At 63.2% G+C, this 26,960-nt stretch carries 26 protein-coding genes; 18 read left to right on the forward strand and 8 right to left on the reverse strand.

Annotated elements, in window-relative coordinates; genetic code table 11:
- Positions 1-721 precede the first annotated feature (721 nt).
- Together CAG11_RS28265 and CAG11_RS28270 are read left to right on the forward strand one after the other, a co-directional pair.
- The gene (locus tag CAG11_RS28265; RefSeq protein ID WP_085599368.1) at positions 722-1,552 is read left to right on the forward strand and encodes an alpha/beta fold hydrolase; all 831 of its coding nucleotides are present in this window, start codon (positions 722-724) and stop codon (positions 1,550-1,552) included.
- A 308-nt stretch (positions 1,553-1,860) separates the two neighbouring features.
- Complete coding sequence (locus tag CAG11_RS28270; protein ID WP_085599370.1) at positions 1,861-2,451, forward strand: acyl-homoserine-lactone synthase; 591 nt, start codon at positions 1,861-1,863, stop codon at positions 2,449-2,451.
- Positions 2,452-2,487: 36 nt separating this feature from the next.
- Here the strand turns inward: CAG11_RS28270 and CAG11_RS28275 are convergent, their stop codons facing one another.
- The gene (locus CAG11_RS28275; RefSeq protein WP_085599372.1) at positions 2,488-3,213 is read right to left on the reverse strand and encodes an autoinducer binding domain-containing protein; all 726 of its coding nucleotides are present in this window, start codon (positions 3,211-3,213) and stop codon (positions 2,488-2,490) included.
- A 428-nt stretch (positions 3,214-3,641) separates the two neighbouring features.
- Between CAG11_RS28275 and CAG11_RS28280 the strand changes: the two genes are divergently transcribed.
- The 15 genes from CAG11_RS28280 to CAG11_RS28350 all read left to right on the forward strand — a co-directional run bounded on the left by CAG11_RS28280 (position 3,642) and on the right by CAG11_RS28350 (position 20,261).
- The gene (locus CAG11_RS28280) at positions 3,642-4,133 is read left to right on the forward strand and encodes a PhzA/PhzB family protein (RefSeq protein ID WP_085599374.1); all 492 of its coding nucleotides are present in this window, start codon (positions 3,642-3,644) and stop codon (positions 4,131-4,133) included.
- Between the two features lie 30 nt (positions 4,134-4,163).
- Positions 4,164-4,655 (forward strand): PhzA/PhzB family protein, encoded by a 492-nt coding sequence (locus CAG11_RS28285; protein WP_031321683.1) that lies wholly within the window; start codon positions 4,164-4,166, stop codon positions 4,653-4,655.
- Between the two features lie 25 nt (positions 4,656-4,680).
- On the forward strand, positions 4,681-5,877 hold the full coding sequence (locus tag CAG11_RS28290; protein ID WP_085599376.1) for a 3-deoxy-7-phosphoheptulonate synthase: 1,197 nt from the start codon (positions 4,681-4,683) through the stop codon (positions 5,875-5,877).
- 15 nt (positions 5,878-5,892) lie between these two features.
- Complete coding sequence (locus tag CAG11_RS28295) at positions 5,893-6,516, forward strand: isochorismatase family protein (RefSeq protein WP_022640947.1); 624 nt, start codon at positions 5,893-5,895, stop codon at positions 6,514-6,516.
- Positions 6,513-8,426 (forward strand): anthranilate synthase family protein, encoded by a 1,914-nt coding sequence (locus CAG11_RS28300; protein ID WP_085599378.1) that lies wholly within the window; start codon positions 6,513-6,515, stop codon positions 8,424-8,426. Before CAG11_RS28295 ends, CAG11_RS28300 begins: the two co-directional genes overlap by 4 nt.
- Before the next feature lie 3 nt (positions 8,427-8,429).
- Positions 8,430-9,266 (forward strand): PhzF family phenazine biosynthesis protein, encoded by an 837-nt coding sequence (locus CAG11_RS28305; protein WP_022640949.1) that lies wholly within the window; start codon positions 8,430-8,432, stop codon positions 9,264-9,266.
- Positions 9,263-9,931 carry a phenazine biosynthesis FMN-dependent oxidase PhzG gene (phzG, locus tag CAG11_RS28310; protein WP_085599380.1) on the forward strand — a complete coding sequence of 223 codons (669 nt, stop codon included), beginning with the start codon at positions 9,263-9,265 and terminating at the stop codon, positions 9,929-9,931. The genes CAG11_RS28305 and phzG overlap by 4 nt, the downstream gene beginning before the upstream one ends.
- A 140-nt stretch (positions 9,932-10,071) precedes the next feature.
- Positions 10,072-11,904, forward strand: a complete 1,833-nt coding sequence (gene asnB, locus CAG11_RS28315) for an asparagine synthase (glutamine-hydrolyzing) (protein ID WP_085599383.1) — start codon at positions 10,072-10,074, stop codon at positions 11,902-11,904.
- Between the two features lie 443 nt (positions 11,905-12,347).
- Complete coding sequence (locus tag CAG11_RS28320; protein ID WP_085599385.1) at positions 12,348-14,525, forward strand: type VI secretion system Vgr family protein; 2,178 nt, start codon at positions 12,348-12,350, stop codon at positions 14,523-14,525.
- 16 nt (positions 14,526-14,541) lie between these two features.
- A complete protein-coding gene (locus tag CAG11_RS28325; RefSeq protein WP_085599387.1) occupies positions 14,542-14,994 on the forward strand; it encodes a DUF6484 domain-containing protein in 453 nt (150 codons plus the stop codon).
- Between the two features lie 12 nt (positions 14,995-15,006).
- The gene (locus CAG11_RS28330; protein ID WP_085599389.1) at positions 15,007-16,149 is read left to right on the forward strand and encodes a DUF2169 domain-containing protein; all 1,143 of its coding nucleotides are present in this window, start codon (positions 15,007-15,009) and stop codon (positions 16,147-16,149) included.
- Between the two features lie 5 nt (positions 16,150-16,154).
- Positions 16,155-17,210, forward strand: coding sequence for a 3-oxoacyl-ACP synthase (locus CAG11_RS28335; RefSeq protein ID WP_085599391.1), 1,056 nt, complete (start codon positions 16,155-16,157; stop codon positions 17,208-17,210).
- Complete coding sequence (locus CAG11_RS34385) at positions 17,207-18,118, forward strand: DUF4150 domain-containing protein (RefSeq protein WP_085599393.1); 912 nt, start codon at positions 17,207-17,209, stop codon at positions 18,116-18,118. Before CAG11_RS28335 ends, CAG11_RS34385 begins: the two co-directional genes overlap by 4 nt.
- 2 nt (positions 18,119-18,120) lie before the next feature.
- Entirely contained in the window at positions 18,121-18,987 is an 867-nt protein-coding gene (locus CAG11_RS28345; RefSeq protein ID WP_177409189.1) for a hypothetical protein, read from the forward strand.
- A gap of 5 nt (positions 18,988-18,992) precedes the next feature.
- Positions 18,993-20,261: a TIGR02270 family protein gene (locus CAG11_RS28350; protein ID WP_085599395.1), complete on the forward strand. Its 1,269-nt coding sequence runs from the start codon at positions 18,993-18,995 to the stop codon at positions 20,259-20,261.
- Between the two features lie 180 nt (positions 20,262-20,441).
- Here CAG11_RS28350 and CAG11_RS28355 read toward each other — a convergent pair whose 3' ends face one another.
- The 5 genes from CAG11_RS28355 to CAG11_RS28375 form a co-directional block, all read right to left on the reverse strand.
- Positions 20,442-21,041 carry an ATP-dependent Clp protease proteolytic subunit gene (locus CAG11_RS28355; protein ID WP_085599397.1) on the reverse strand — a complete coding sequence of 200 codons (600 nt, stop codon included), beginning with the start codon at positions 21,039-21,041 and terminating at the stop codon, positions 20,442-20,444.
- A gap of 277 nt (positions 21,042-21,318) precedes the next feature.
- A complete protein-coding gene (locus CAG11_RS28360; protein ID WP_053129805.1) occupies positions 21,319-21,918 on the reverse strand; it encodes a hypothetical protein in 600 nt (199 codons plus the stop codon).
- Between the two features lie 169 nt (positions 21,919-22,087).
- Positions 22,088-22,723 carry a hypothetical protein gene (locus CAG11_RS28365; RefSeq protein WP_085599399.1) on the reverse strand — a complete coding sequence of 212 codons (636 nt, stop codon included), beginning with the start codon at positions 22,721-22,723 and terminating at the stop codon, positions 22,088-22,090.
- 54 nt (positions 22,724-22,777) lie between these two features.
- Entirely contained in the window at positions 22,778-23,389 is a 612-nt protein-coding gene (locus CAG11_RS28370; RefSeq protein ID WP_085599401.1) for a LysE family translocator, read from the reverse strand.
- 133 nt (positions 23,390-23,522) lie between these two features.
- A complete protein-coding gene (locus tag CAG11_RS28375; RefSeq protein ID WP_085599403.1) occupies positions 23,523-24,416 on the reverse strand; it encodes a LysR family transcriptional regulator in 894 nt (297 codons plus the stop codon).
- A gap of 110 nt (positions 24,417-24,526) precedes the next feature.
- Between CAG11_RS28375 and CAG11_RS28380 the strand changes: the two genes are divergently transcribed.
- Entirely contained in the window at positions 24,527-25,378 is an 852-nt protein-coding gene (locus tag CAG11_RS28380) for an oxaloacetate decarboxylase (RefSeq protein WP_031320530.1), read from the forward strand.
- Here the strand turns inward: CAG11_RS28380 and CAG11_RS28385 are convergent.
- Both CAG11_RS28385 and CAG11_RS28390 read right to left on the reverse strand, forming a co-directional pair.
- Positions 25,354-26,013: an FAD-dependent oxidoreductase gene (locus CAG11_RS28385; RefSeq protein WP_158091446.1), complete on the reverse strand. Its 660-nt coding sequence runs from the start codon at positions 26,011-26,013 to the stop codon at positions 25,354-25,356. The two genes, CAG11_RS28380 and CAG11_RS28385, sit on opposite strands and share 25 nt — an antisense overlap.
- 33 nt (positions 26,014-26,046) lie before the next feature.
- Positions 26,047-26,730, reverse strand: coding sequence for a type 1 glutamine amidotransferase domain-containing protein (locus CAG11_RS28390; RefSeq protein ID WP_022640966.1), 684 nt, complete (start codon positions 26,728-26,730; stop codon positions 26,047-26,049).
- Between the last annotated feature and the right edge of the window lie 230 nt (positions 26,731-26,960).

The following is a 26,960-nucleotide window of genomic DNA, read 5'->3' on the forward strand; positions in this document are numbered from 1 at the left end:
AAATGAAGAATCGATTTCGTGCGGGGGTGCGCGGGCGGCTAATCGTCCTCCAGGGGACGCGGGTGACGATCCCGCAGGCGACTGCCCGGGAGCACGGATGCGCAAGGCCACCCCGGTTCCAGCCATGGCTTCGATGGAGGTTCAGCGAGAAGCAAGGCCGACGTATCCGTGTTCCTGAACACAGTAATTCCCTTTAACAGTGACTGTCCGAGGCTTGCCGGCAGCAACGATGCATACCTTGCGTGATCAATGACTTTGTTGTTTTTGCCGTGGTCCTGCGGACCCGGGTCGATTGCCGCAAGACGACGGTACGAGCGTAGTAGCAACAGGTCAGCTGTCAAACCTCGATCCACGGACTTGGCACCGACAGGCCCGAACGCCATCGACCCGGCGCCCGCAATTGCGGTGTGGCGACGAACTCAAGGGCCGCTATCGGACTGCAACTCCATACCCCATGCGTTGTCCGGTATAGGGGCGTCATGACGCCCAGCGACACAGGCCGAGGCGGACCGACCAAAGGTATTGACCTTCAAGTCGGCTTCAAACCTAGCCTCGACTCCCGGACAGCCGGGACAGACTCGCGCTGCCCCCGAACGATGGTGCGCGCCAAAGCCGCTACGCTCTAGCTACGCGCGACCATTGCCCCTCAACGCCAGGCACCGCAGGCTCGTACGCAACCGACCTCCAACGCTCCTGCACTACATAAGAGAGAGATGCGAACATGGGATATGTCACCACCCAAGACGGAGTCGAGATTTTCTACAAGGACTGGGGCCCGCAAGATGCCCCGGTCATCTACTTCCACCACGGCTGGCCACTCAGTTCGGACGACTGGGATGCGCAGATGTTGTTCTTCCTCAAGCACGGCTTCCGGGTGGTGGCCCATGACCGCCGTGGCCATGGGCGCTCGAGCCAGGTGTGGGACGGGCACGACATGGACCACTACGCCGATGACGTGGCGGCGGTGGTCAAGCACCTCGGGGTACAGAAGGCAGTGCATGTCGGCCATTCCACCGGTGGTGGCGAAGTGGTGCGCTACATCGCCCGGCATCCCGAGGATGCGGTAGCCAAGGCGGTGTTGATCAGCGCCGTACCGCCGCTGATGGTCAAGACCGAGAGCAACCCTGAAGGTCTGCCCAAGTCGGTGTTCGACGACTTGCAGGCGCAGCTCGAAGCCAATCGCGCCCAGTTCTACCAGGACATTCCGGCCGGGCCTTTCTATGGCTATAACCGACCGGGGGCTAAACCGTCCGAGGGCGTGATCCGCAACTGGTGGCGCCAGGGCATGATGGGCAGCGCCAAGGCCCACTACGATGGCATCGTCGCGTTTTCCCAGACCGACTTCAGTGCCGACCTGGCCGGCATCGGCATCCCGGTGCTGGTGATGCACGGCGATGACGACCAGATCGTGCCCCACCATAACTCGGGGGTGCTCTCGGCCAAGCTGCTGGCCAAGGGCACGCTCAAGCTCTACCCCGGTTTACCCCACGGCATGCCTACCAGCCATGCCGATACCATCAATGCCGACCTGCTGGCATTCATTCGCAGCTGATCGCACGAGGGCCAGCCCCTGGCCCTCTTCTCTATTCCTATGGTCGCTACTTCTTCGAACTGGCCAAGCGCTGCGGGCAATGGAGAATCTGCGCAATCGGCCAGGAACTCATCGCCAACCATGGCGCACCTGCACTACACCCAGCGGTACCGACGAGGGGGCGGTGAGGTGTTGGCCTCCAGGAACGGCCCCCGTGTTAAGCGCCCAGCCCCAATGGAAGGCCTTGGAAACTACCAGATCTTGTAGGTGCCAAGCCGATACCGGTCCTCTATAAGGGACCGCTTTACCTACCCTCGAGGACATCCAGCATGCACATGGAAGAGCACAGGCTGAGCGAGATGAACGATGAGTTGCTATTTTCGCTAGGGCGTTTCCGCTACGAACAGTTCGTGCAACGGCTGGGATGGCGACTGCCGGCCCATCCCCATCCGGACCAATGCGAATGGGACCAGTACGATACCGAACATGCCCGGTATATCCTGGCCATCAACCGGCAAGGCGCCATCGTCGGCTGTTCGCGGTTGATACCCACCACCTGCCCCAACCTGCTCGAAGGCGTCTTCAGCCAGACCTGCTCAGGCGCACCGCCCAGGCACCCAGCCATTTGGGAAATGACCCGATTCACTACTCGGGAATCACAATTGGCGATGCCGTTGTTCTGGAGAAGCCTGAAGGTCGCCAGCCAGGCGGGGGCCGAGGCCATCGTCGGGGTGGTCAACCGGAGCATGGCGCGCTACTACCAGATCAATGGCGTGCACTATGAACGGCTGGGGCCGCCGACCCTGCACCAGGATGAAAAACTCATCGCCATCAAGCTTTCGGCCCATCGCGAACAGCATCGCCGTGCCCTGGCACCGGCGACTTTGAGTGGCAATACCCCTTTGCAGGAAACCGCCTGAACAGGCCGAGCCGCCCGCAGGCGACTCGGCAGCGGCTCAGATATAGCCCAGGGCAACCGCGTAGGACACCGCCTGGACCCGGTTGCTGGCGCCGATCTTGCGCTGGATGTTGCGGTGGTGGTAGTTCACCGTGTCGGTGCACACCCCCATGATCACGCCGATTTCTTCCGAGGTCTTGCCATCGGCAGTCCAGCGCAGCACATCGCATTCCCGTCCACTGAACTCGACCTGGGCATTGAACACGCTGTCATCGCTTTCCAGTTCAGAGATCTTCTCATGGGCAGCGATGGCGAATGCCCTGGTCACAGGTTTCAAGGCCTCGAACTCCTCGAGGCTGATGGCCTTGCTCCGTCGTGCCAGGCTCAGCAGGCCGACTCGCCCCTGGGCATTGAACGAAGGTTGCGCCAAGCCATGGCACAGGCCCGAATCCCTGGCCTCGGACCAGAACTGCGGGCTGTCGCGAAATAGCTCGTTAGTCCACAGGATCGTGGCCGGGGAAAGCTTGCTGTGCTTCACCGTCGGATCGATCAAGGCGTAGTTTTCCCCCTGGTAGCGCTGCACCCAGTGCTCGGGGTAATTGCTATATATAGATGTCCTGGGGCGCATGAATGGGGTCACGCTACACATGCCGTAGGCAAAGAAGTCGAAACCCAGTTCATGCAAGGCTCTCATCGCGATAACCCTGAATTCTTCAGTATCAGCGGCTTGTGCAAAGATACTGTAAAAATAAGCGTCCCATCCAAACAGCTGTCCTAATTCCATTTTGAACACCACTAAAGTTTGAACGAGGTCGTGAGACTAGACCAAACTGAACTCATGTCAACAGGTAAATCGGAAGCTCCATAGACGTCTTCGTACTAATACTAGATTTGTACTATATAGTTAAACTCGCTAGCCATAAGCCAGTATCTACTCTCGATATTACTAGGCCATTACCGGTCTTAAGACGACGAACGCACGATTCTCTTCACGATACTGAAACAGTCCTTCCGAATGGCTTCTTAGCCACCCTCGCTACAAGATCTGGTAGTTCCAACGCCAAGAAACGCAAGTGTATAAACAACCCCCATTCAACGCCGTTACAACAGCAAGATTCTTGATGGCTGAAACTAATTTCGCCCAGAAATAGTTAACCAGACATTTACTTTATTTTAGAAAACGATGGTTCTAATTAAGTGAGGATGCTGCCCATGACTGCTTCAAGCGCTCCCAGCGACTTTGATGATCAAGTTGAACTTCGCAGGAAAAATCGAGCTACCGTCGAGCAGTACATGCGTACTAATGGCAAAGATCGCCTACGTCGCCATGAGTTGTTCACCAAGGATGGCAGCGTCGCTTCCTGGACCAACGAAACCGGAAAACCCCTGGAATTCAGGGGCCATGCCAAGCTCGCCGCTCTCGGCGCGTGGATCGAGAAGTGCTTCCCGGACTGGGAATTCCACAATGTACGGATTTTCGCCACCAACGATCCCAATCACTTCTGGGTGGAAAGCGACGCTCGTGGCAAGACTCGGGTACCGGGTTATCCCGAGGGATATTGCGAGAATCATTACATTCATTCCTTCGAACTGGACAACGGCAAGATCACCCAGAGCCGTGAGTTCATGAACCCTTTCGACCAACTTCGCGGCCTCGGTGTCCCGGTACCGAAGATCCAGCGCGCAGGTATTCCTGCCTCATAAGTCAAGTCCTTAAAACATTGGAGAAAGACCATGCCAAACAGCGCTGCACGTCAACTAAATGAGCACGACACCACTGAACTTCGCCGGAAAAATCGCGCCACCGTAGAGCAATACATGCATACCAAGGGCCAAGACCGCCTGCGTCGTCACGAGCTATTTACCGAGGATGGTTCTGGCGGCCTCTGGACCACGGATACCGGTGCGCCAATTGCCATCAACGGCAAGTCCAAGTTGGCCGAACATGCTGTCTGGTCACTCAAGTGCTTCCCGGATTGGGAGTGGTACAACATCCAGATATTTGAAACCGATGATCCCAATCATATCTGGGTCGAGTGCGATGGACACGGCAAGATCCTGTTTCCAGGATATCCGGAAGGTTATTACGAAAATCACTTCCTGCATTCTTTCGAATTGCAGGACGGCAAGATCAAACAGAACCGCGAGTTCATGAATGTCTTCCAGCAACTGCGCGCCCTGGGTATTCCGGTGCCGCAGATCAAGCGCGAAGGCATTCCTACCTGAATCCCATCCAGAGAGTGATCGCATCATGGAAGACTTACTGAACCGAGTTCTAAGTTGTGAAGCGTTGCAGCAACCTCAATGGAGCGAACCTTCACAATTGCACGATGCGCAGGCCTATCTCCGGGACAGCGCGCCGCTGATTCGCGTCGAAGACGTCCTGGTGCTGCGGGAGACCTTGGCCAAGGTCGCCGCCGGCGAGGCGATGGTCATCCAGTCCGGTGATTGCGCCGAGGACATGAGCGAGAGCTCTCCCAACCACGTGGCCCGCAAAGCCGCGGTGCTCGACATGCTCGCCGGTGCATTGCGCCTGGTGACCCAACAGCCGGTGGTGCGAGTGGGGCGGATCGCCGGGCAGTTCGCCAAGCCCCGTTCCAACAACAGCGAACGCATCGGCGACGTCGAGTTGCCGGTGTATCGCGGTGACATGGTCAACGGTCGCGAGGCCGTCGACAGCCATCGCCAACATGACGCCCAGCGCCTGGTGCGTGGTTATCGGGCCGCCCAGGACATCATGCAGCACCTGGGCTGGAGCGAACCTGTGGACCAGGAGCCACTGAGCGGTTCACCGGCCTGGACCAGCCACGAGATGCTGGTACTGGACTACGAACTGCCCCAGGTCCGCCAGGACGAACAAGGCCGGGTGTTCCTCGGCTCGACACACTGGCCGTGGATCGGCGAGCGCACCCGGCAATTGACCGGCGCCCATGTGGCGCTGCTCAGCGAGGTGCTCAACCCGGTGGCTTGCAAGGTCGGTCCGGACATCACCCGCGAGCAGTTGCTGAGCCTCTGCGAACGCCTGGACCCGCGTCGCGAGCCGGGCCGCTTGACCCTGATCGCCCGCATGGGCGCGCACAAGGTCGGTGATCGCCTGCCGCCCCTGGTCGAAGCGGTCCGCGGTGCCGGGCACAAGATCATCTGGCTCAGCGACCCGATGCACGGCAATACCATAGTCGCCCCGTGCGGCAACAAGACCCGCATGGTGCGGACCATCACCGAGGAAATCATCGCCTTCAAGCATGCCGTGACTGCGGCTGGGGGCGTGGCTGCCGGCCTGCATCTGGAGACCACTCCCGACGAGGTCAGCGAATGCGTTTCCGACGTCATGGAGCTGGACCGGGTCGCCAGCCAATACAAGAGCCTGTGCGATCCGCGCCTGACTCCCTGGCAAGCCATCACCGCGGTGATGGCCTGGAAGAACTCGCCCTCACCCGCCCTTTTCTGACTGGAGTTAGTCGCCATGACCGGCATTCCATCGATCATTCCCTATGCCCTGCCCACTTCCCGCGACCTGCCCGTCAATCTCGCGCAATGGCATATAGACCCCGAACGCGCCGTACTGCTGGTACATGACATGCAGCGCTATTTCCTGCGGCCCTTGCCCGAGACCCTGCGCGAAAGCGTCGTCGGCAATGCCGCACGCATTCGCCAGTGGGCCGCCGATAACCAGATCCCGGTGGCCTACACCGCCCAACCCGGGAGCATGAGCGAAGAGCAACGAGGATTGCTCAAGGACTTCTGGGGGCCGGGCATGCAGGCCAGCCCCGGCGATCGCGAGGTGGTCGACGCCCTGGCGCCCCGTCCCGGCGACTGGCTGCTGACCAAGTGGCGCTACAGCGCGTTCTTCAATTCCGACCTGCTCGAGCGCATGCGCGAGAGCGGTCGTGACCAACTGATCCTCTGCGGGGTGTACGCCCACGTGGGAGTGTTGATTTCCACGGTGGACGCCTATTCCAACGACATCCAGCCGTTCCTGGTGGCCGATGCGATCGCCGACTTCAGCAAGGAGCACCACTGGATGGCCATCGAATACGCCGCCAGCCGCTGCGCCATGGTCGTGACCACCGATGAGGTGCTGCTATGAACCAGGCCAGCGCCCCGCTGATCGAACGTATCCTGCAACCGGCCCCCGGGCCCTTTGCCCTGCTCTACCGTCCGGAGGCCACTGGCCCGGGATTGCTGGACGTCCTGGTGGGCAAGATGTCGGAACCCCGCCACTTGGCGGATATCGAGCTGCCCGCCACCACCATCGGCGCACCGCGCCTGGACGTGCTGACGCTGATCCCCTATCGGCAGATCGCCGAGCGCGGCTTCGAGGCCGTGGACGACCAGTCGCCGCTGCTGGCAATGAACATCACCGAGCAGCAATCCATCGGCATCGAGCAGTTGCTGCAGCTGCTGCCCGATGAGCCGATCCAGCTGGACAGCGAGCGCTTCGACCTGAGCGACGAAAGCTACGCCGAGATCGTCAGCCAGGTGATCGCCAACGAAATCGGCTCAGGGGAAGGCGCCAACTTCGTGATCAAGCGCACCTTCCTGGCGGAGATCAGCGACTACGGCCCGACCAAGGCCCTGTCGTTCTTCCGGCACCTGCTGGAACGGGAAAAAGGCTCCTACTGGACCTTTATCATCCACACCGGCGAGCGGACCTTCGTCGGTGCCTCGCCCGAGCGCCACATCAGCGTCAAGGATGGCCTGGCGGTGATGAATCCCATCAGCGGCACCTACCGCTATCCGCCCGCCGGCCCCAGCCTGGCCGAAGTCATGGAGTTCCTGGCCAACCGCAAGGAAGCCGAAGAGCTGTACATGGTGGTGGACGAAGAACTGAAGATGATGGCGCTGATCTGCGAGGACGGCGGCCACGTCCGGGGCCCGTACCTCAAGGAAATGGCCCACCTGGCCCACACCGAGTACTTCATCGAGGGCAAGACCCGCCGCGATGTGCGCGATATCCTGCGCGAGACCCTGTTCGCGCCGACGGTCACCGGCAGCCCGCTGGAAAGCGCCTGCCGGGTGATCCGGCGCTACGAGCCCCAAGGGCGTGGCTACTACAGCGGCATGGCGGCGTTGATCGGCAATGACGGCAAGGGCGGACGGTCCCTGGACTCGGCGATCCTGATCCGTACCGCCGACATCGATGACCAGGGCCAGGTGCGCATCAGCGTCGGCTCGACCATCGTCCGTCATTCCGACCCGCTGGGCGAAGCCGCGGAAAGCCGGGCCAAGGCCGCCGGCCTGATCGCCGCACTGAAGAACCAGACCCCCTCGCGCTTTGGCGACCACCTGCAAGTGCGCGCCGCCCTGGCCAGCCGCAACGCCTATGTCTCGGATTTCTGGCTGATGGACAGCCAGCAGCGCCAGCAGGTGCAAAGCGACTTCACCGGGCGCCAGGTGCTGATCGTCGATGCCGAAGATACCTTCACCTCGATGATCGCCAAGCAGCTGCGGTCCCTGGGGTTGCTGGTGACCGTGCGCAGCTTCAACGACGAGTACAGCTTCGACGGCTACGACCTGGTGATCATGGGCCCCGGCCCCGGCAACCCCAGCGAGATCCAGCAGCCGAAGATCAACCACCTGCACCTGGCCATCCGCACCCTGCTCACTGAGCAGCGGCCCTTCGTCGCGGTGTGCCTGAGCCACCAGGTCCTGAGCCTGTGCCTGGGCCTGGAGCTGCAACGCCGGGAGATCCCCAACCAGGGCGTGCAGAAGCAGATCGACCTGTTCGGCAACCCCGAGCGGGTAGGCTTCTACAACACCTTCGCGGCCCAGAGCACGAGCAGCCGCCTGGATGTCGAAGGCGTCGGCACCATCGAGATCAGCCGCGACAGCGAGACCGGCGAGGTACATGCCTTGCGCGGGCCGGCGTTCGCCTCGATGCAGTTCCACGCCGAGTCGCTGTTGACCCAGGAAGGCCCGCGGATCATGGCCGACCTGCTGCGCCATGCCCTCATCAATACCCCCGCCGACAGCAACGCTTCGGCGGCCCGGAGATAACCCATGCACGAATACGTCATCATCGACGCCTTTGCCAGCACCCCGCTGGAAGGCAATCCGGTCGCGGTGTTCTTCAACGCCGACGACCTGAGCGCTACCCAGATGCAGCGCATCGCCCGGGAAATGAATCTCTCGGAAACCACTTTCGTGCTCAAGCCGCGCAACAGCGGCGACTGGCTGGTCAGGATCTTCACCCCGGTCAACGAACTGCCCTTCGCCGGCCACCCGCTATTGGGCACCGCCATCGCCCTGGGCGCCCATACCGAGAATCACCGGCTGTACCTGGAAACCCAGATGGGCACCATCGCCTTCGAGCTGGAACGCCAGAACGGCAGCGTGATCGCCGCCAGCATGGACCAGCCGATTCCCACCTGGTCGGCCCTGGGCCGCGATGCCGAGTTGCTCAAGGCCCTGGGCATCGAGTCCTCGACCTTTCCCATCGAGATCTATCACAACGGCCCGCGCCACGTGTTCGTCGGCCTGCCGAGCATCGAGGCGTTGTCCGCCCTGCATCCCGATCACCGCGCCTTGTCGAACTTCCACGACATGGCCATCAACTGCTTTGCCGGTTCCGGGCGGCGCTGGCGCAGCCGGATGTTCTCGCCGGCCTATGGCGTGGTGGAGGATGCCGCCACTGGCTCGGCTGCCGGGCCACTGGCCATCCACCTGGCTCGCCACGGCCAGTTGCCGTTCGGCCAGCAGGTGGAGATTCTCCAGGGCGTGGAGATCGGTCGACCTTCACTGATGTTCGCCAGGGCCGAAGGCCGGGCCGAGCAGCTCAAGCGAGTCGAAGTTTCCGGTAATGGCGTGCTCTTCGGGCGGGGGACCATCGTGCTATGAACAATCCACTACAAGGCAAGCCTTTGTTGGGCAGCGGTATGTCGGAGTCCCTCACCGGTACCCTGGATGCGCCGTTCCCCGAGTTCCAGAGCCTGCCGGACGAGCCCATGGGCGTGTTGCGCAACTGGCTCGAACGCGCCCGCCGCGTCGGCATCCGTGAACCCAAGGCGCTGGCCCTGGCCACCGCCGACAACCAGGGCCGGCCTTCGACCCGGATCGTGGTGATCAGCGAGATCACCGACACCGGCCTGCTGTTCAGCACCCATGCCGGCAGCCAGAAAGGCCGCGAGCTGACCCAGAACCCCTGGGCCTCGGGAGTCCTGTATTGGCGCGAGACCAGCCAGCAAATCATCCTCAACGGCCGGGCGGTGCGCTTGCCGGATGCCAAGGCCGACGAGGCCTGGTTGAACCGGCCCTATGCCACGCATCCGATGTCCTCGGTATCGCGCCAAAGCGAGGAACTGCTGGATATCCAGGCCATGCGCGACGCCGCCCGGGAGCTGGCGCAGGTCTCGGGGCCGTTGCCGCGGCCCGCAGGTTACTGCGTGTTCGAGCTGCGGCTGGAGTCCGTGGAGTTCTGGGGCAACGGCCAGGAGCGCCTGCATGAACGCTTGCGCTATGACCGCAGTGACAAGGGCTGGGAGGTACGACGCCTGCAACCCTGAATAAGGCAAGTGTTGGTACGGGATCTACCGCGCGATGGATTGGCACTGGGGGCAAGACACTGCGGTTTATCCGACATGCGTCATGGAAGTCTTTCCGGCCATCCTCACGCGGCTCATTGATAAATCAGAGGAGTTGCTAAATGTGTGGTCTCACAGGATGGGTAGACTATACGCGCAGGCTCGAAGGGGAAAATCCTGCAATTCGCGCCATGACCAATACGCTCGCGTTTCGCGGGCCTGATGCCGAGGGAACATGGAAGCATCGGCATGCCCTTCTGGGGCACCGGCGGCTGGCGGTCATCGACCTGGACGGTGGCGTCCAGCCGATGATCTATCGTTTCGCCGATGGCCAGGAGGTCGCGCTGGTCTACACCGGCGAGGTCTACAACCACGACGCGTTACGCGAGCAGCTGCGGCAACTGGGGCATGAGTTCCAGACCCGCAGCGACACCGAAGTCGTGCTGCATGCCTACCTGCAATGGGGCGAGCGCTGCTGCGAATACCTCACCGGCATGTTCGCCTTCGCCCTGTTCGACGGGCGCGATGGCCACCTGTTGCTGGTCCGCGATCGCCTGGGAATCAAGCCGCTGTTCTACGCCCGGCATCGCGATGGCCTGCTCTTCGCCTCGGAGATCAAGGCCATCCTGGCTCACCCGGAATTCACCGCGACCCTGGAAACCACCGGGCTGGCCGATGTGCTCACGCTGTCCAAGGGCACCGACCAGACCCCGTTCAGGCACCTGATGGAGCTGCTTCCCGGCCATCTCCTGTCCTGGCGTCCCAATGGACCGATAAAACTGCGCAACTACTGGGAGGTACGCCGCCAGGAGCACCAGGACGATGTGCAGACCACGGTGCACAAGACTCGCGAGCTGGTCACCCAGGCGCTGGGGACCCAGTTGCATGCCGACGTTCCCGTGTGCTCGCTGCTGTCCGGCGGGCTCGACTCCACCACCCTCACGGCGATCGCCCAGCGTCTGGAAAAGGCCAGGACCGGCGGTGATATCAATTCCTTCTCCCTGGACTTCACCGGCCAGGCCGAGCATTTCAAGAGCGACGACCTACGTCCCGACCTGGACCAGCCCTTTGCCTTGCTGGCCGCAAAAGCCATAGGCAGCCAGCACCAGACCGTGCTCATCGACAACGCGGAGCTTGTCAGCGACCTGGCCCGCCGCGAGGTGTTCCGGGCCAAGGACGTGCCGCTCACCTTCGGCGACATGGATACCTCCCTGAACCTGATGTTCAGGGAGATCCGCAAGCACTCCACGGTGGCCATCTCCGGCGAAGGCGCCGATGAGGTGTTCGGCGGCTATAGCTGGTTCCGTGATCCCAAGGTCGTGGCCAGCGCGAACTTTCCCTGGGCATCGCGGGTGTACTTGCAGGCGGGTTTCATCAACCCGGATTTCACCCGCCGGTGCGACCTGGCCAAGTACCAGCAGGCGAGCTACGACGATGCCCTGCGCCAGGTCGAGCACCTGGCCCAGGACAGCCCGCAGGAACGGCGGATGCGCGAGATTTGCCACATGCACCTGAAACGCTGGATGGTGATCCTGCTCGATCGCAAGGACCGCCTGAGCATGTGCAACAGCCTGGAGGTACGTGTGCCGTTCACCGATCACCAACTGGTCGAGTACGTCTACAACGTGCCGTGGTCGATCAAGAGCAAGGACGGCCAGGAGAAGTGGCTGCTCAAGCAGGCCTGTGCCGACTATGTTCCAGAGGCGGTGCTCAAGCGCAGGAAAAGCCCCTATCCGACTTCGGCGAACCTGGGCTATGAACGCTTCCTGCGCCGCAGCACCGAGCAATTGCTGCAGGACGTCGGCAACCCGGTGTTCGGCATCGTCTCCCACGCTCATGTCACCGAGGAACTGCGCCAGCCCGAGGGCTACTTCAATACGCAGATGAGCCGGCATGGCCTGGAAACTGCGCTGGCACTGGACGCCTGGCTGCGCTCCCACGGGCTTGCGGTCTGATCGACACGGGCCAGCCCTCCCGGGTTGGCCACCATCCCCCGCCGCCCGCGCGTTCTGCGCGGGCCACCTGGCCTGGAGCCAGTCCTTGCCGGGAGCCGCCCCTGCTCCCGGCTCCTCTTTCTTTACAGGGCGGCGACCCTTGGCAACAGCGGGCCAACCGCCATCTATCGGCCTTGGAAATAATTTCAATAGCCAAACAGACTAAGCAGGCGATCACTGGGCAGCGGACCTGCACCGAGGCAGTGGCCGCCCCTGGAACAGGAGCGTTTCTTGACAGCCGGCCAATAGCGCTAAAACTTCAGGTGCAGATGACACGGACGATACGGAGATCCCCTGTGCGGATGAATAACGATAACGACGCCGAACACGGCTCCCCTCTTCTACTCCTGCCCTGCTCCCCGACGGCCGACTGACGTCCCGAGACCTGCCAGAGGAAGCCGTGCATGCCCATCACGCAAAGCACCCGCCTAGTACAAGTCGATAGTCCCCTTGGCGAAAACGTCCTGCTGTTGCAGGGCATGGAGGGCAGTGAAGAACTGGGGCGGTTGTTCCACTACGAATTGGACCTCACCTCCGAGGACCGTGCGATCAGGTTCGACCAGTTGCTGGGCAAACCGATGTGCCTGGGCCTGGAACTGCCCGAAGGCGGCAGACGCTACTTCCACGGCATCGCCTGCGGTTGCCGGCAACTGACCGGGCATGGTCAGTTCGCGAGTTATCGCGTCACCCTGCGGCCCTGGTTCTGGTTGCTCACCCGGACCTCGGACTGCCGGATCTTCCAGAACCAGAACGTGCCGGACATCATCAAGCAGGTGTTTCGCGACCTGGGCTTCTCCGATTTCGAAGACAGCCTGAGCACCAACTATCGCCAATGGGAATACTGCGTGCAGTACCGCGAGACCAGCTTCGACTTCGTCAGCAGGCTGATGGAGCAGGAAGGCATCTATTATTACTTTCGCCATGAGAAGGACCGCCACGTACTGGTGCTGGCCGATGCCTACGGCGCCCATGACACCGCGCCAGGCTACGCGTCAGTGCCCTTCTATCCATCCGACCAGCAGATGCGCGAGCGTGACCACTTCTACGACTGGCAACTGGCACGGGAAGTACAATCCGGCTCGCTGGCGTTGAACGACTACGACTTCCTGCGTCCGCGCGCGAGCCTCGAAGTCCGCTCCAGTGTGCCGCGCAACCACAGCAACAGCGACCACTCGCTCTACGACTATCCCGGCGAATACCTGCAAAGCAACGATGGCGAGCATTACGCCCGCACCCGCATCGAGGCCATTCACAGCCAGTTCGAACGCGTGCAGCTGCGCGGGCGGGCCCGTGGCTTGGGTTCAGGCCACCTGTTCAAGCTGACAGGCTACGACCGTGCCGATCAGAACCGCGAATACCTGGTGGTGGTCGCCCGATACCAGATCCGTCAGGAAGCCTATGAAAGCGGGCAAGCGGAACTGGCCGAGCCATTCCTCAGCGAACTGGACTGCATGGACGCCAACCAAGTCTTCCGGCCCCTGCATCTGACCCCGATGCCCGTTGTCCGCGGCCCCCAGACAGCAGTGGTGGTCGGCCCCGATGGCGAGGAAATCTGGACCGACCAGTACGGTCGGGTCAAGGTGCATTTCCATTGGGATCGTCATGACCAGTCCAACGAAAACAGCTCCTGCTGGATTCGTGTCTCCCAGGCCTGGGCCGGCAAGAACTGGGGAGCCATCCAGCTCCCGCGGATCGGCCAGGAGGTGATCGTCAGCTTCCTCGAGGGTGATCCCGACCGCCCGATCATCACCGGTCGCGTATACAACGCCGAGCAGGCCGTGCCCTACAAACTGCCGGCCAATGCCACCCAGAGCGGAGTGAAAAGCCGCTCGAGCAAGGACGGCTCATCGGCCAACTTCAATGAAATCCGCATGGAGGACAAGAAAGGCGCCGAGCAGTTGTTCATCCACGCCGAGAAGAACCAGGACATCGAGGTCGAGAACGACGAAACCCATTGGGTCGGCCACGACCGCAGCAAGACCATCGATAACGACGAGACCGTGCGCGTCAAGCACGACCGCAGCGAAAGAGTGGACAACCACGAGAGCATTTCCATCGGCGTGAACCGTACCGAAGAGGTCGGCAACAATGAAAAAATCACCATCGGCGTCAATCGCACCGAGCGCGTAGGCAGCAACGAAACCATCACCATCGGTGCCAACCGCACGGAAAAGGTCGGCGCCAACGAAGACATCACCATCGCCAGCCACCGGAGCGAAGACGTGGGCGGCAACGAAAGCATCGCCATTGGCGGCAACCGCGATGAAAACGTCAAGGGCAACGAAAGCATCGAGATCGATGGTAACCACAGCAGCCGTATCGGCCAGAACGAATCCCGCGACGTGGCCCGCAATCGCGGTACCGAGATTGGCCAGGACGACCGCCTGGACGTTGGCAAGCACTTCATCCTCGACGCCGGCGACTCCATCAGCCTGACCACGGGCGACGCCAGCATCACCCTGAAAAAAGACGGCACCATCACAATCAGCGGCAAGAACATCACCCTCGACGGCACCGGCGCCATCCACATCAAGGCCAGCCGGAATGTCGTCGTCAAGGGTCAGAAGATATTGCAGAACTAGCCATGGAGCCTGCGTCATGACCGTGCAATGCCTGCCTCCCGCCACCTGCGCCCCCACCCGGATGGACGGGGTCGTGCTGGGCGTACTGCTGGATGTGCCCAGTGCCCAGGCCCCCGTGGTGGCCTTTCCCGGCTGCCCGCTCGCCAGCGGGCTGGTGGCCCGTACCACCACGGTGCTCGATCGCCAAGACATCGGTGCCCAGGTAGCCCTGATGTTCGAGGCTGGCGACCTTGCCCGGCCGTTGGTGATCGGGCGTATCCAGCGCCTGCCGGAAAGCGCGGCGCCTGCCGTCGCCCATCTTGATGGCGAGCGCCTGGAACTCTGCGCAGAACGGGAAATCGTCCTGCGTTGTGGCAAGGCCAGCATCACCCTCACCCGCGAAGGCAAGGTGCTGATCCGCGGTGCATACCTGTCGAGTCGATCATCGGGGGTCAATCGAATCAAGGGCGGATCGGTGCAGATCAACTGAGGCGACAGGGCCATGGAACTGATAAACAAGACTCGTCTGGAGGCCGGCTATACCACCTCCACCGACAAGACCGGCCGCGAGTGGCTGGTGCTGGTCGCCAAGGGCACCTATGGCATTCCCGAACACCACGGCCATGCGCCACGGCTGCTGGAGCAACAGTTGCCGCTGGTCATGGCGGATGTCTTTCCCGGCGCCCCCGGAGAGTCGCCGGCGTTGTACGAAAATGACTTTGCCCTGTACAAGCCACGCTGCGATGTGCTGCTCAATGGCCACTGCCATGCGCCCAACGGGCAGCCCGTCACCCAGGTGAACGTGGCGCTGAAGATCGGCAGCCTGGTCAAGGCGTTCAAGGTCGTCGGGCCACGGGTCTACGAGGCCAGTGCCTTCTCGTGTTCGGTTGGCGACCCCGCGCCGTTCACCAGGATGCCCGTCAGTTATGCCCACGCATTCGGTGGCGTGGACAGGACACCTGCCGACGCCAGCCAACACAAATGGTATCCCTGGAATCACACCGGCGTTGGCTTCCATCCGGGCGCGCAGTTGGAGCAACTCCACGGTTTGCCCCTGCCCAATAGCGAGGAGCTGGACACCCCGGTTACCGACCCTGGGGGCGACTACCGGCCCATGGCATTCGGCCCGGTGGGCCGGGCCTGGCAGCAGCGCATCCACTGGGCCGGCACCTACGACCAGGCGTGGTTGGACCAGCAGTTTCCCTTCCTGCCGGAAGATTTCGACCTGCACTATTTCCAGTGCGCCCCCGAGGATCAGCAGATCGACTACCCCCAAGGCGCGGAAGAAGTGTCGCTGCTCAATCTCGATGCCCGAGGCAGGACCGCATTCCGGCTGCCGGCCAACCTCAAGCTTGTGATGCTGGTGGTTTTTCACGATGACAACGTCCGGGAAACCACAGCGGTGGTCGATACCATCCTGATCGAGCCCGATGCCCAACGCCTGGTCCTGACCTGGCGGGCGTCCTCGCCCCTGGGCCGCAACATCAGGGAAGTCGCCAAGGTGATCGTCGGGCAAAGGCTCGAGCGCTTCGAGCAAGCCCGGGCCCATGAAAGACGCATGCAGGGCAAGCAGCACTTCAAGTCGCTGGACTTGTTGATCCACTGGGCGACAGCCACATCGTCACCCGCACCAGAGGCGAGCTAAACCCCGTGGACGGTACCTCCCTGTTCGTCACCGGCATGGGCCTGACCTGCCCCGTCGGCACCAGCGTGGCCAGCGCGTGCGCCGCCAAGCGCGCCGGATTGTCGGCCTTGCAGGAGCTGCCATTGCTGGACAACGCGGCCGAACCCATCATTGGCGCACAGGTTCCCGGTATTGACCTGACCCTGCCCGCCCCCGCGCGCCTGTGCCATCTCATGCTGCAGGCGCTGGGCGAGTTGCTGGCAGGCACACCGCGACTGGACTGGCAGGCGATACCCTTCCTGCTGTGTCTGGCCGAGCCGGAGCGCCCTGGCGTGAACATCAGGGCCCTGGCCCAGACGATTATCCAGGAGCTGTCGGGCACGCTGGGCATCCAGGTCCACCTGGGCCATTCCAGGATCATTCCGACCGGGCATGTGGCGGCCATGCACGCCCTGGAAGAAGCTGGCCGGCTGATTCGCGAGACGCACGCGCCAGCCTGCCTGGTGGGCGGGGTCGACTCGCTCTTGGCGGCTTCGACCTTGCGATGGCTGGACGGCGATCGTCGGCTGAAGACGGCGATCAACCGGGACGGCCTGTTTCCCGGCGAGGGTGCCGCGGCGATCCTGGTCCAGGCCCACAGCCTGCCTGGCACCTGCCTGCAGGTGGCGGGCCTGGGTGTCGGCCAGGAACCTGCCCCTTTGCTCTCCGGCAAACCGCTGCGCGGCGACGGTCTGGCCGCCGCCGCGCGCACGGCGCTGGCGCAGGCCCGGCTGGGTTTCCATGAAATCGACCTGCGCCTGTCCGATGCCACTGGAGAGCAATACGGATTCAAGGAGCTTCCCCTGATGCAGGCCCGGCTGGCACGAGTCGTGAGAAAGGAGGACCAACCGCTCTGGCACTGGTCCGAGGCCATGGGCGATACCGGGGCGATTGCCGGGATCATCCAGCTGATTCTTGCAGACCAGGCGCTGCGCAAAGGCTACGCCCCTGGAACAAATGCGATGTGCATGACTAGCGCCTTGGGCGGTGCACGGGCAGTTGCCGTGGTGCGCGACGCCAGGCCAACCGGGAGTCGATCATGAGCTGCGAGGTCTACGCCAACGGCGACGAGATTGCCTGCAAGGCAGGCGGCGGCAAGGTCATCGCCGCGTTCCCGGATGTGTGCCTGACGCCCCCGGCACCTCCGGCAGGGCCGATTCCGGTGCCTTATCCCGATACCTCCTATTCCCGGGACATGAAAAAAGGCAGCAGGACGGTGAAGATCAAGCGCAAGGAGGTGATGCTGAAGAATCTTTCCTACTACAAGACCTCGCCCCTGGGCGATGAGGCAGCGACCCGCAGCCAGGGGGCCGGGATCATCACCCATGTGATCACCGGCAAGACCTATTTCGTTTCGTGGACCCTGGATGTGCTGTTCGAAGGCCAGAACATCGACCGGCATACCGACCTCACCACGTCGAACCATGCCAGCCCGGTCGCCAATGCCGCGGTGCCCATGGTCAACACGGCCAAATATGCGCCGGTGCAACAGGACTCCAGGGTGCCGGGCAAGCACAAGTGTGAATGCTGTGGCGGCGCAGCCCACAGTGAAGCCCAGGCGAAAGGCGAATACCTCTCCGAAGACCAGTTCTACGACACTGCGCAAAGCCCGCAGAACGCGAGCCTGCTGGCCAAGGTCCGCGCCGATCCCAAGTGCAGGCACCTACTGCCTCCTGCCGGGAAGGCGCCCAGTGGCTGCAACAAGTACTACAAGACCAGCATTCGCGAGAAAAAGAACATCGAGAACGACTGGGCGATGAACAGGCCCGGCTACATGGCCTGGCAAGGCGTACCGCCAGGAGAACCCGTCGCCCATCGGGTTCCCAAGGCGGCCGGCGGCTGCCCTGCCGGACAGGGAAACCTGGCGCCCACCGGTCGCAAGTGTGCCAAGCTCGAAACCCAACTCAGTGCATTGCAAGATTCACGCGCCACTAGTTTGCGCAGGCCCTGAAAATGAATACCAGCCACTACAAGTACATCGATCGTCCCGGCTTCCTCGAAGGCTGTTTCTACTGGAAAGGCCGTGGCTATCACTTCGCCGCTGCGCCCCCCGCCCAGTTGCTGGCGCCAGGCGCCTGGCAGGACGACGACCCGTGGATGGCCCTGGCCGCGATCCTGGAAAGCGCCAAGCGGGGGGATTTCAGCCATGTCTCCCGGCTCAGGGAGGTCATCCTGGATGAAGCCAGCGTGCCGACCCTGGTCAGCGCCTGCCTGGGCCTGACCGCCGATGCGGGACTGGAGTCCGACCTGGATTTCCTCGCCGAGCTGATGATCCAGGGCCCGGACCACCTGCGTATCGAAGCCAGCCTCGCGGCCCAGTGGTCGGGGGTGATGTGGCTGGTCCCGTTCATGGTCGAAGCCCGCTGCGCGCTCGAGCGCCAGGCCGACCGGGAAGCCGTGGAAGCCAATATCTCCAACCTGCTCGACCCTCTCGAAGGCGAACCCGAGTTCTACGACAGCAGCCTGGACGACGCGCAGTACCGGCATGCCGTGGATACGCGGCTGGCGCAACTGCAAGCGCCGCATGGCAACGACCGACTCTCGATTCTCGCTGGCACCGTCGTCGATGTGAACCGCCAGGCCTGGCTCATGAGAAAGGCCCTGGTGCCCAACGACCCGGACGCCTGGCTCGACTGGAGCAATTTCCTGCTCTGGAGGCGCACATTCGAGGTGTACTCGGGCATCGACTGCTCCAGCTTCTATGACCGCCATGGTCAGTTCCAACCCCTGAATGCCAGCGCCGTGCTGGACCAGTACCTGGCCTCCCCCCTGCAGTTGGAAATCGGCAGGCGCTACTTCTTCGGTCGCCTGGTGGTGTAGCCGCCATGACATTCATTGCCTCGATGGTCGAACAACACGCCGAAGAAGCGGCTTTTCTCATCCTGCTCCACGATTACGCAGTGCGTGCGCCCCACTACGATCTGGATGACCTGGGGCGGCTGGACGAACGCATCGAAGCTCATCTGGATGGCTTGCGAATCGCTGGCCCCGCTGGCTTGCAGGTCCTGCTGACACAGTTGGGCCCGGATACCATCGGTGAAATGTTCGCCAGCGTGGTCCTGGCGTTCCAGACCCAGGATGTACAGGGCCTGGCGCGGGTGAACGAGCACCTCAAGGGGGCGACGGGCACTGAGCGTGGTTACCTGATGGCCCTGGGCTGGCTGGAGTGGGAATACCTGTCGCCCTGGATCGAAGCCATGCTCGCGTCCTCCACGCCGTTGTTCCAGCGTCTGGGCCTGGCGGCCTGCGGTATGCACCGGCGGGATCCCGGCCCAACGTTGCAGACGGCTCTGGCCCATGCCGACCCCGGCGTGCTGACACGTGCTGCCCGTACGGCCGGCGAGCTGCGACGGCGCGAACTGCTGCCGGCTCTCCATCGACACTGCCAGCATGGGGATGTGGCCACGCGCTTCTGGGTGAACTGGGCAAGCGCGCAGATGGGTGACGAACAAGCCCTGGAACCCTTGCGGCTGTTCGCCGAGCAACCCGGTCAGTTCCAGTTCCGTGCGCTGTGTGTCCTGCTGGCCTGGCAACGACGCGAAGCCAGCATCAGCTGGATCTGCCAGCTGATAGAGAACCCCGGGCAGCTACGCACCGGCATCCGGGCCATTGGCCTGCTGGGCGATCCACTCAGCGTGCCTTGGCTGATCCAGCAGATGCACGACCTGCCGTACGCCCGGGTGGCCGGCGAGGCCTTCAGCCTGATAACCGGTGCCGACCTGGCGCTCCTCGACCTGGAACTGCAGGTGTTACCAGATTTCGATGTCGGGCCGAACGATGACCCCGAAGACCCCAATGTGTCGATGGACCCCGATGAAGACCTGCCCTGGCCGGACCCTGCGGCAATCGCCACTTGGTGGTGCACCCATGGCGCCAGCTTGCAGACTGGTATCAGCCATATGCTGGGGCGCCAGCAGAGCGAAAGCAGCTTCTTGCACGCCCTTGCTCGAGGCCAGCAGCGCCAGCGCATCGCCGCGGCCTGTGCACTGGCGCGATGGCAGCCGGACCAGGCGCTGTTTCCCACCAATGCTCCGGCCCGGCGACAAATGAGCTGCTTGCGCACGATGCAGGCCCCACACCAACACCGTCCCTGAACCGGATACCTTGGCGGCTTGCCGGATCGCCTGCGCTCCCACGGGCTTGCGGTCTGATAGGAGCCTGAGCTAACCGCCCGGGTTCCCTCATCCCCGGGACACTGTGCACAGTGTCCCGGCTATCCCACTGCATCGCGGCCGGTATTGGCCTTCAGGTCCCTGCCAATGTGCGGCCAGCACTCACTGGATGATTTCAGCCTCGGTGGTGACGATCTTGTTCACCAGGCCATACTCGACGGCTTCTTCTGCACTCAGCCAGAAATCCCTTTCGGTGTCGGCGGCAATTCTTTCCAGCGGCTGGCCGGTGGCCTTGGCGAAGATCTTGTTCAGCCGATCCTTCATCCAGAGGATTTCCTTGGCGTAGATCTTCACGTCCAGGGCCCGGCCCTGGAAACCGCCAGAGGGCTGATGCAGCAAGAAGCGCGTGTTGGGCAGCGAGTAGCGGTTTTCCTTGTCTGCCGCGACATAGATCAGCGAGCCCGCACTGGCCACCCAGCCGGAACCGATGGTGATGACCTTGGGCTTGATGAAGCGGATGGCATCGAAAATCATGTCGCCGGATTCGACATGGCCACCCGGGGAGCTGATGAACACCATGATCGGGTCGTCGCTGAGGTGGGCCAGCGCATGCAGTTGCTGGACGGCGATCGTCGCCATCTTGTGATTGACTTCGCCGGTGATGAATATCTTTCTTGCCGCGATGGTGCTGTCCAACAGCTTGCCGCTGAGGCTGGTGGAAGCACTGTCCGGGCGGTCTTTTTCTTCATCGAATAAACGCATAGGGGTTCCTGCTGTCTTTAGGGACATGCGGTGCCTGGAGAAAACCAACCGCTTGAGCCTAGCTACGCGGCGCCGATGTTGCGCTGGATACCGTTCCAGAAGCGATGAGCGGAGCCAGGAAGTCTGGCGAGGGCCAGGTGGCCAAAGGGCTCCGAGGGCCTGTAGAGCGTCAGTGAAGCCCCGTAGGGGGCGGCCAGTGCCGAATGTCTGCTGTACCCCACCCGTTTCGCAAAGCCAGCGAAGGCTCAGCCCGAAAGGGGCTTGTCCCGCCCTGCTTTCACCAGAACCAGCCACCGCCGCGGGCCAGTTCCTGTTCGCAGCTGCGGTATTGGGCGCCGAACAGCGAGGCCCGGGCCTGGACCTTGAGCGATACGTTCTTCAACCAGGGCTTGGCGTCGTAGCTGCGGTTGCGATAGCCACCCCAGCCTTCGTGGTAGTTCAGGTACTGGCCGTAGGCGTCCCATTTGGAGGTGCGGTTGACGTTGTAGCTCTTCTGCATGTACCAGCCCATGAAATCCAGGGCGTCGGCGAAGTTGTCGCGGCTTGCCCCCCAGCCACCGGCGTCCTTCTTGTAGTCGGCCCAGGTTTCATCCTTGGCCTGGGCGTAGCCGTAGGCGGTGCTGACCCGGCCCCAGGGAATGAAGCCCAAGAAGTAGTAGCGCGGTGGCAAGGCGTCGTGCTTGAACGACGACTCCTGGTACATCATCGCCATGGGCACCTGGATCGGCGCGCCCCAGCGCTGGTTCATCTTCTGCGCGGCTTCGTACCACTTGGGCTTCTCGCGAAAGATCTCGCAGAGATTGTCGGGGTTGGCCGGAGGCTTGGTGGCGCAACCGGCAAGGGCCAGGAGCAGGACGGGGAGCAAGAGCCGAAGCATGGAGGGGACTATTCCTTGGGCGCGGGCCTGGTGCAGCCCTTCGGGCGAAGCTTTATACACACTTTGCCATCAGCCGGCGATACGCCAGCGCGCAGCGCTGTGTTGCAACTCGCAACAGCGCCTGGCCAGGTCAGGCCTGCCGGCACACACGCGGCAGGCCCGCTGCCGGTCAATCGGGGCGCCAGCGCTCTCCACGATTGTTGCCGGTGCCCTTGTAGCCGCCGTAGCCATCCGGTTCCCAGCCACCGCCGGCATTGTCTCCGGTGCCGATGAAACCGCCACGGCCATCGGGCTCCAGCCCCCTGCCCTGGTTCTTGCCTGTACCGGTGTATCCGCCACGGCCATCGGAGACATAACCACGCTTGCGGTTCTCGCCCGTCCCCTCGTAGCCGCCCTTGCCATCGGAGGCCCAGCCGCCACCCCAGGCGCTGCCTTCACCGTGGAAGGCACCCTTGCCATCGGACTTGTAGTCTTGGCCGTAGTTGGTGCCGGTACCGGTGTAGCCACCCGAACCATCCGGGGTGAAACCGGCGCCCTTGTTCAGCCCGGTGCCTTTGAGCCCGCCATCGTCGGCCGGAGCATAACCGCGACCAAAGTTGTTGCCGGTGCCTCGGAGCGAGCCGTCCTTCTGCAACTCGTAATCGGAACCCTGGTTCTTGCCCGTACCCTTGAAACCGCCATGTCCGTCGGGCTCGTAGCCGCGATCCTGGGCGAAACCCTGGCCGATGAAACCTTCGGCGGCCAGCAGCGGCGTGCCGGCGCCGAGCAAGGCGATGGCCAATAGCAGGTGGGAATGTCTGTTCATGCCGTATCGATATCCTTATGTAGGGGAACGCCAGAATTCTTTGCCTGCTTGCCCTCAGCGGGAAATGGCCATCCAACCGGCGCAACCGGTCATGACCCCGGCCGAGGTGCGGTTCAGGCGCTGCATGGCCCTGGGCGACTGGATCGCCCGCTTGATCCGCGCCCCGGTCACCAGGTACGCCAGTTGGATGCTCAGGTCGATGCCGACTCCCAGTGCAGTGATGAAAGCCACTTCCGGCCAGGACAGCGCCGTCAGATCGAAGGCATGGGGCAGCACCGCGCCGAAGAACACCACCGCCTTGGGGTTGCTCAGGGTCAGCAGCGCTCCGGCGAGCAGCCCGCGGCCGGCCGAGCGCTTCGCCAGCGCCTCGGGCTGCGTGGGGTTCTTCGACCACAGCTTCCAGGCGATGAACAGGATGAAGGCCACGCCGAGCCACTTGACGCCGATGAACAAGTACTCGAAGCGCAGCGCCAGCGCCGCCAGGCCCAGGGTGGCCACCAGCAGCCAGAGCGCATTGCCCAGGACCATGCCACCGATGAACGGCAAGGTGGAACGGGCCCCGCGCGCCACCACCTGCCCCAGCATCGCGGCCTGGGCCGGGCCGGGAATGGCCGCGGCAATGGCGAACGGTACGGCGAAAAACCAGATCGAGGCAGTCACGCTCATCGACGAAATCCCCCAGGTCACAATGATATCGGCCTGGATATTCGCACCGAGGCAGCCGCTTGGGCAATGCCCGCTCCAGTGACGGCGCAGGATTCATGACGAGGCTTGGCCTGCGGGCCACAGGGGCACTGCATCAGCCCCCGGCAAGAATCTCCCGGGCGCACAGCAACAAGCCGTCGACCACCGCAGAAGGCGTTTGCGCACGGGTCACCAGGCCCAGGGTCGCCCGTGGCTGTTCCAGGGCCAGCTGGCGAAAGTTCAGCCCGGGACGGGCCATCCGCTGCATCGAGGCCGGCACCAGGGCAATGCCCATGCCGGCCGACACCAGGTTGACCGCCGACGACACTTGGGGGGCCTGCTGGTGGATCAGCGGGCTGAAGCCCTGGGCCCGGCAAGCGCTGACTATCTCGGCGCTCAGGCCGTAGCCGGATTTGCGCGAATAGAGGATGAAGCGCTCATCGCGCAGGTCCGCAAGATCCAGGCGCTCGCGGGCGAGCAAGGGATGGCCATCGGGCAGCACCACCATCAGCGGCTCTTCACTGAGGACCTGGAATGCCAGGTCGCCACCCCCGGCAAAAGGCGGGCGGACGATGGCGGCATCGATCTGTCGCTCCAGCAGCCGGCCGACCAGGGTCTCGCTGTTGCCCTCCACCAGGTTGATCTGCACCTGCCGATAGCGTTGCTGGTAGAGGCGCATCAACGCGGTCATGCCCTCGTTGAACGAGGCCGACTCGGTGAACCCCAGGGTCAGGCTGCCGATCTCCCCGCGCGCGGCCCGCAGTGCCCGGACCTTGGCCTCTTCGGCCCGGGCCAGGATGTCCCGGGCACAAACCAGGAAGGTCTTGCCGGCATCGCTGAGGACGATGCCGCGGCCCTGGCGGTGAAACAGCGGCGTGCCGATTTCCTCTTCCAGTGCGCGGATCTGCTGGCCCAGCGGCGGTTGGGCGATGTGCAGGACCTGGGCCGCCTTGGTCAGGCTCTGGGCCTCGGCGGTGGCCACGAAGTAACGCAGGTGCCGGAGTTCCATGGAATGTTCTACGTTCTGATTTTGGATAATTAGAATATTAGACATAACAAATGCCCAGGGCCAAGCTTTGCCTATCCAAGCAACGACACCCGCCAGCCCTGGGAGGCACCATGAAAAACACAAGGAAACTACGCGATCTGTTGGCCAGCGGCGAAAGCCTGGTAGCCCCTGGCGTCTACGACGGGCTCTCGGCGCGCCTGGTGGAACTGGCCGGCTTTTCAGCCGTCTACGCCAGCGGCGGAGCCATCGCCCGCTCCGCGGCGCTGCCGGATATCGGCCTATTGAGCTTCAGCGAGGTCCTGGAACGCGTGGAGAAGATCGTCGACGGCAGCGCTTTGCCGGTGATCGCCGATGCCGACACCGGGTTCGGCGGCAGTGCCAACGTCGAACGTACGGTACGTGCCTTCGAACGTGCCGGGGTGGCGGCACTGCACCTTGAAGACCAGGCGTTTCCCAAGCGCTGCGGGCACCTGGACGACAAGTCGCTGATCGATACCGAGCAGATGTGCCGCAAGCTGCGCGTCGCCCGCGAGGCCCTGGACGATCCGGACCTGGTGTTGATCGCCCGTACCGATGCGATCGCCGTCGAAGGCTTCGACGCCGCCCTGGAACGGGCGCAGCGTTATGTCGAGGCCGGTGCCGACATGATTTTCGTCGAGGCCCCGGAGACTCTTCAGCAGATCCGCGAAATCGCTGCCCGGATCCCCGGGCCCAAGCTGATCAACATGTTCCATGGCGGCAAGACCCCGATGATGCCGGTCGAGGAACTGGCGGCCCTGGGTTATCAGCTGGTGATCATCCCTTCCGACCTGCAACGCGCGGCCATCCATGCCACGCAGCAAGTCCTGGCGCAGATCAAGCGCAGCGGCGACAGCTCGGCGCTGGCCAGCCAGCTGGTGAGTTTCCAAGAGCGCGAGCGCATCGTGCGCACCAGCCGCTATCTGGAGCTGGACCAGCGCTGATCACCGCGCCGCCCGAACAGGCCATAGCGGTCCCAGCGATACGGCGCCAGGTCGATTGCCGGCTGGCGTCCGGCCACCAGGTCGCTGACGATCCGCGCCGAGCCGCAGGCCATGGTCCAGCCCATGGCGCCGTGGCCGCAGTTGAGTAGCAAGTTGCGCACTTGGCAGGTGCCGAGGAACGGCAGGTTGTCCCGGGTCATCGGCCGCTGTCCGAGCCATTGCATCGCGGTAACGCCCCGCAGCTGCGGGCAGACCTGCTCGGCGAAACGCTGCAGGGCGGCAAAGCGCTGCTCGATCTTGCCCGGTCCGGGTTGCCCGACATCGGCGAACCCGGTGAAGCGCAAGGTCTGGCCGAAGGCCGCCCAGGCTACCTTGTGCAGGATCGACACCGCGCCGACGCTCGGCCGCGGGATCCGGCCCAGGGGATAGGACAGCGAGTACCCCGTCACCGGGTGAATCGGCAAGCGCAGCCCAAAGGAGCCAGCAAGGGTGCCGAAGCCAGGCCGGCGGCGATCACCACGGCATCGGCGCGCCACGGCCTTGGTCACGCAAGCACGCTCGATGGCTGCCTGGGCATAGCGGGCTGCATCTCCCGTGCCGTCCCGGGCGCAGTAGCCCCCCTTGGCAAAACCCACCCGGGCCAGTCTTCTCCAGCCTGGGACCATGGGCTAGAGCAAGGCCGCCACTTGTTCGGCCGTGGCCTTGGCCGATTGCGGGTTCTGCCCCGTCACCAGCCGGCCATCGACCACCACCTTGGTGGTGAACGGCAACCAGGCCTTCTCGTAGCGTGCCCCACGCTGTTTCATCAGTTGCTCGACGTTGTACGGCACCTTGCCTGCCACGCCCGCCAGCACCTCCTCGATCCAGGCGTAACCAGTCAGGCGGCGACCCTCCACCAGCAGCCGGCCGTCGCTGAGCCGCGTGTTGAGCAACCCGCAGTAGCCGTGGCAGACCGAAGACACGATGCCGCCCTGCTCGAAGATCTCCCGGGTCAGGCGCTGCAGGCCCGGGTCGTCGGGGAAGTCCCACATCACTCCATGGCCGCCGGTGAAGTAGATGGCATCGAAGTCCGCGCCCTGCAACTCATCTGGATGAGCAGTGTGGGCCAGGCGCTGCAAGCTCGCCGGATCCTCCAGCCAGGCCTTGGCCGTGCCATCGAGCAATGGCCACTTCAACGCCCTGGGCTCCAGGGGCGAGGCGCCGCCTCTGGGGCTGACCAGGCGCTGCTCATGCCCCCTGGCGGCGAACACCTGCCAGGCATGGGTCAGCTCCCCCAACCATAACCCGGTGGGTTGGCCGGGGTCGGCGTAATGGGCAACGTTGGTGACGACATGCAAGATGCGCTTGGCCATCGATACGTACTCCGCACAGTGCCGGGACTGGCAAAAGGTTAGTCCACCAGGCTCGCAAACGCCCGGCAGGCAGGCTGGGTGGACGCCGCCCCGGTCACGCGGCAGCGCCGTCATTTGCCTGCTTGACATTAAGGTTAAGTTGAACGTTAGGGTTTACCCACCCCGGCCGGTATCGAGCGAACAGACGCCGGCCTTGCCCGGGGTATTCATCAGCGTGATGCACTCTCTGG

The sequence above is a fragment of the Pseudomonas sp. B6(2017) genome, assembly GCF_002112765.1.
In the GTDB taxonomy this organism is placed as follows: Bacteria; Pseudomonadota; Gammaproteobacteria; order Pseudomonadales; family Pseudomonadaceae; genus Aquipseudomonas; species Aquipseudomonas piscis.

Excerpts from the sequence above, each read along its gene's own strand:
- CAG11_RS28380 (WP_031320530.1), top strand. The coding sequence starts at position 24,527 with ATGAAAAACACAAGGAAACTACGCGATCTGTTGGCCAGCGGCGAAAGC.
- CAG11_RS28375 (WP_085599403.1), bottom strand. The coding sequence starts at position 24,416 with ATGGAACTCCGGCACCTGCGTTACTTCGTGGCCACCGCCGAGGCCCAG.
- CAG11_RS28355 (WP_085599397.1), bottom strand. The coding sequence starts at position 21,041 with ATGCGTTTATTCGATGAAGAAAAAGACCGCCCGGACAGTGCTTCCACC.
- CAG11_RS28390 (WP_022640966.1), bottom strand. The coding sequence starts at position 26,730 with ATGGCCAAGCGCATCTTGCATGTCGTCACCAACGTTGCCCATTACGCC.
- CAG11_RS34385 (WP_085599393.1), top strand. The coding sequence starts at position 17,207 with ATGAGCTGCGAGGTCTACGCCAACGGCGACGAGATTGCCTGCAAGGCA.
- CAG11_RS28290 (WP_085599376.1), top strand. The coding sequence starts at position 4,681 with ATGGAAGACTTACTGAACCGAGTTCTAAGTTGTGAAGCGTTGCAGCAA.
- CAG11_RS28295 (WP_022640947.1), top strand. The coding sequence starts at position 5,893 with ATGACCGGCATTCCATCGATCATTCCCTATGCCCTGCCCACTTCCCGC.
- CAG11_RS28350 (WP_085599395.1), top strand. The coding sequence starts at position 18,993 with ATGACATTCATTGCCTCGATGGTCGAACAACACGCCGAAGAAGCGGCT.
- phzG (WP_085599380.1), top strand. The coding sequence starts at position 9,263 with ATGAACAATCCACTACAAGGCAAGCCTTTGTTGGGCAGCGGTATGTCG.
- CAG11_RS28360 (WP_053129805.1), bottom strand. The coding sequence starts at position 21,918 with ATGCTTCGGCTCTTGCTCCCCGTCCTGCTCCTGGCCCTTGCCGGTTGC.
- CAG11_RS28325 (WP_085599387.1), top strand. The coding sequence starts at position 14,542 with ATGACCGTGCAATGCCTGCCTCCCGCCACCTGCGCCCCCACCCGGATG.
- CAG11_RS28280 (WP_085599374.1), top strand. The coding sequence starts at position 3,642 with ATGACTGCTTCAAGCGCTCCCAGCGACTTTGATGATCAAGTTGAACTT.
- CAG11_RS28275 (WP_085599372.1), bottom strand. The coding sequence starts at position 3,213 with ATGGAATTAGGACAGCTGTTTGGATGGGACGCTTATTTTTACAGTATC.
- CAG11_RS28330 (WP_085599389.1), top strand. The coding sequence starts at position 15,007 with ATGGAACTGATAAACAAGACTCGTCTGGAGGCCGGCTATACCACCTCC.
- CAG11_RS28285 (WP_031321683.1), top strand. The coding sequence starts at position 4,164 with ATGCCAAACAGCGCTGCACGTCAACTAAATGAGCACGACACCACTGAA.
- CAG11_RS28365 (WP_085599399.1), bottom strand. The coding sequence starts at position 22,723 with ATGAACAGACATTCCCACCTGCTATTGGCCATCGCCTTGCTCGGCGCC.
- asnB (WP_085599383.1), top strand. The coding sequence starts at position 10,072 with ATGTGTGGTCTCACAGGATGGGTAGACTATACGCGCAGGCTCGAAGGG.
- CAG11_RS28370 (WP_085599401.1), bottom strand. The coding sequence starts at position 23,389 with ATGAGCGTGACTGCCTCGATCTGGTTTTTCGCCGTACCGTTCGCCATT.
- CAG11_RS28265 (WP_085599368.1), top strand. The coding sequence starts at position 722 with ATGGGATATGTCACCACCCAAGACGGAGTCGAGATTTTCTACAAGGAC.
- CAG11_RS28270 (WP_085599370.1), top strand. The coding sequence starts at position 1,861 with ATGCACATGGAAGAGCACAGGCTGAGCGAGATGAACGATGAGTTGCTA.
- CAG11_RS28320 (WP_085599385.1), top strand. The coding sequence starts at position 12,348 with ATGCCCATCACGCAAAGCACCCGCCTAGTACAAGTCGATAGTCCCCTT.
- CAG11_RS28345 (WP_177409189.1), top strand. The coding sequence starts at position 18,121 with ATGAATACCAGCCACTACAAGTACATCGATCGTCCCGGCTTCCTCGAA.
- CAG11_RS28305 (WP_022640949.1), top strand. The coding sequence starts at position 8,430 with ATGCACGAATACGTCATCATCGACGCCTTTGCCAGCACCCCGCTGGAA.
- CAG11_RS28300 (WP_085599378.1), top strand. The coding sequence starts at position 6,513 with ATGAACCAGGCCAGCGCCCCGCTGATCGAACGTATCCTGCAACCGGCC.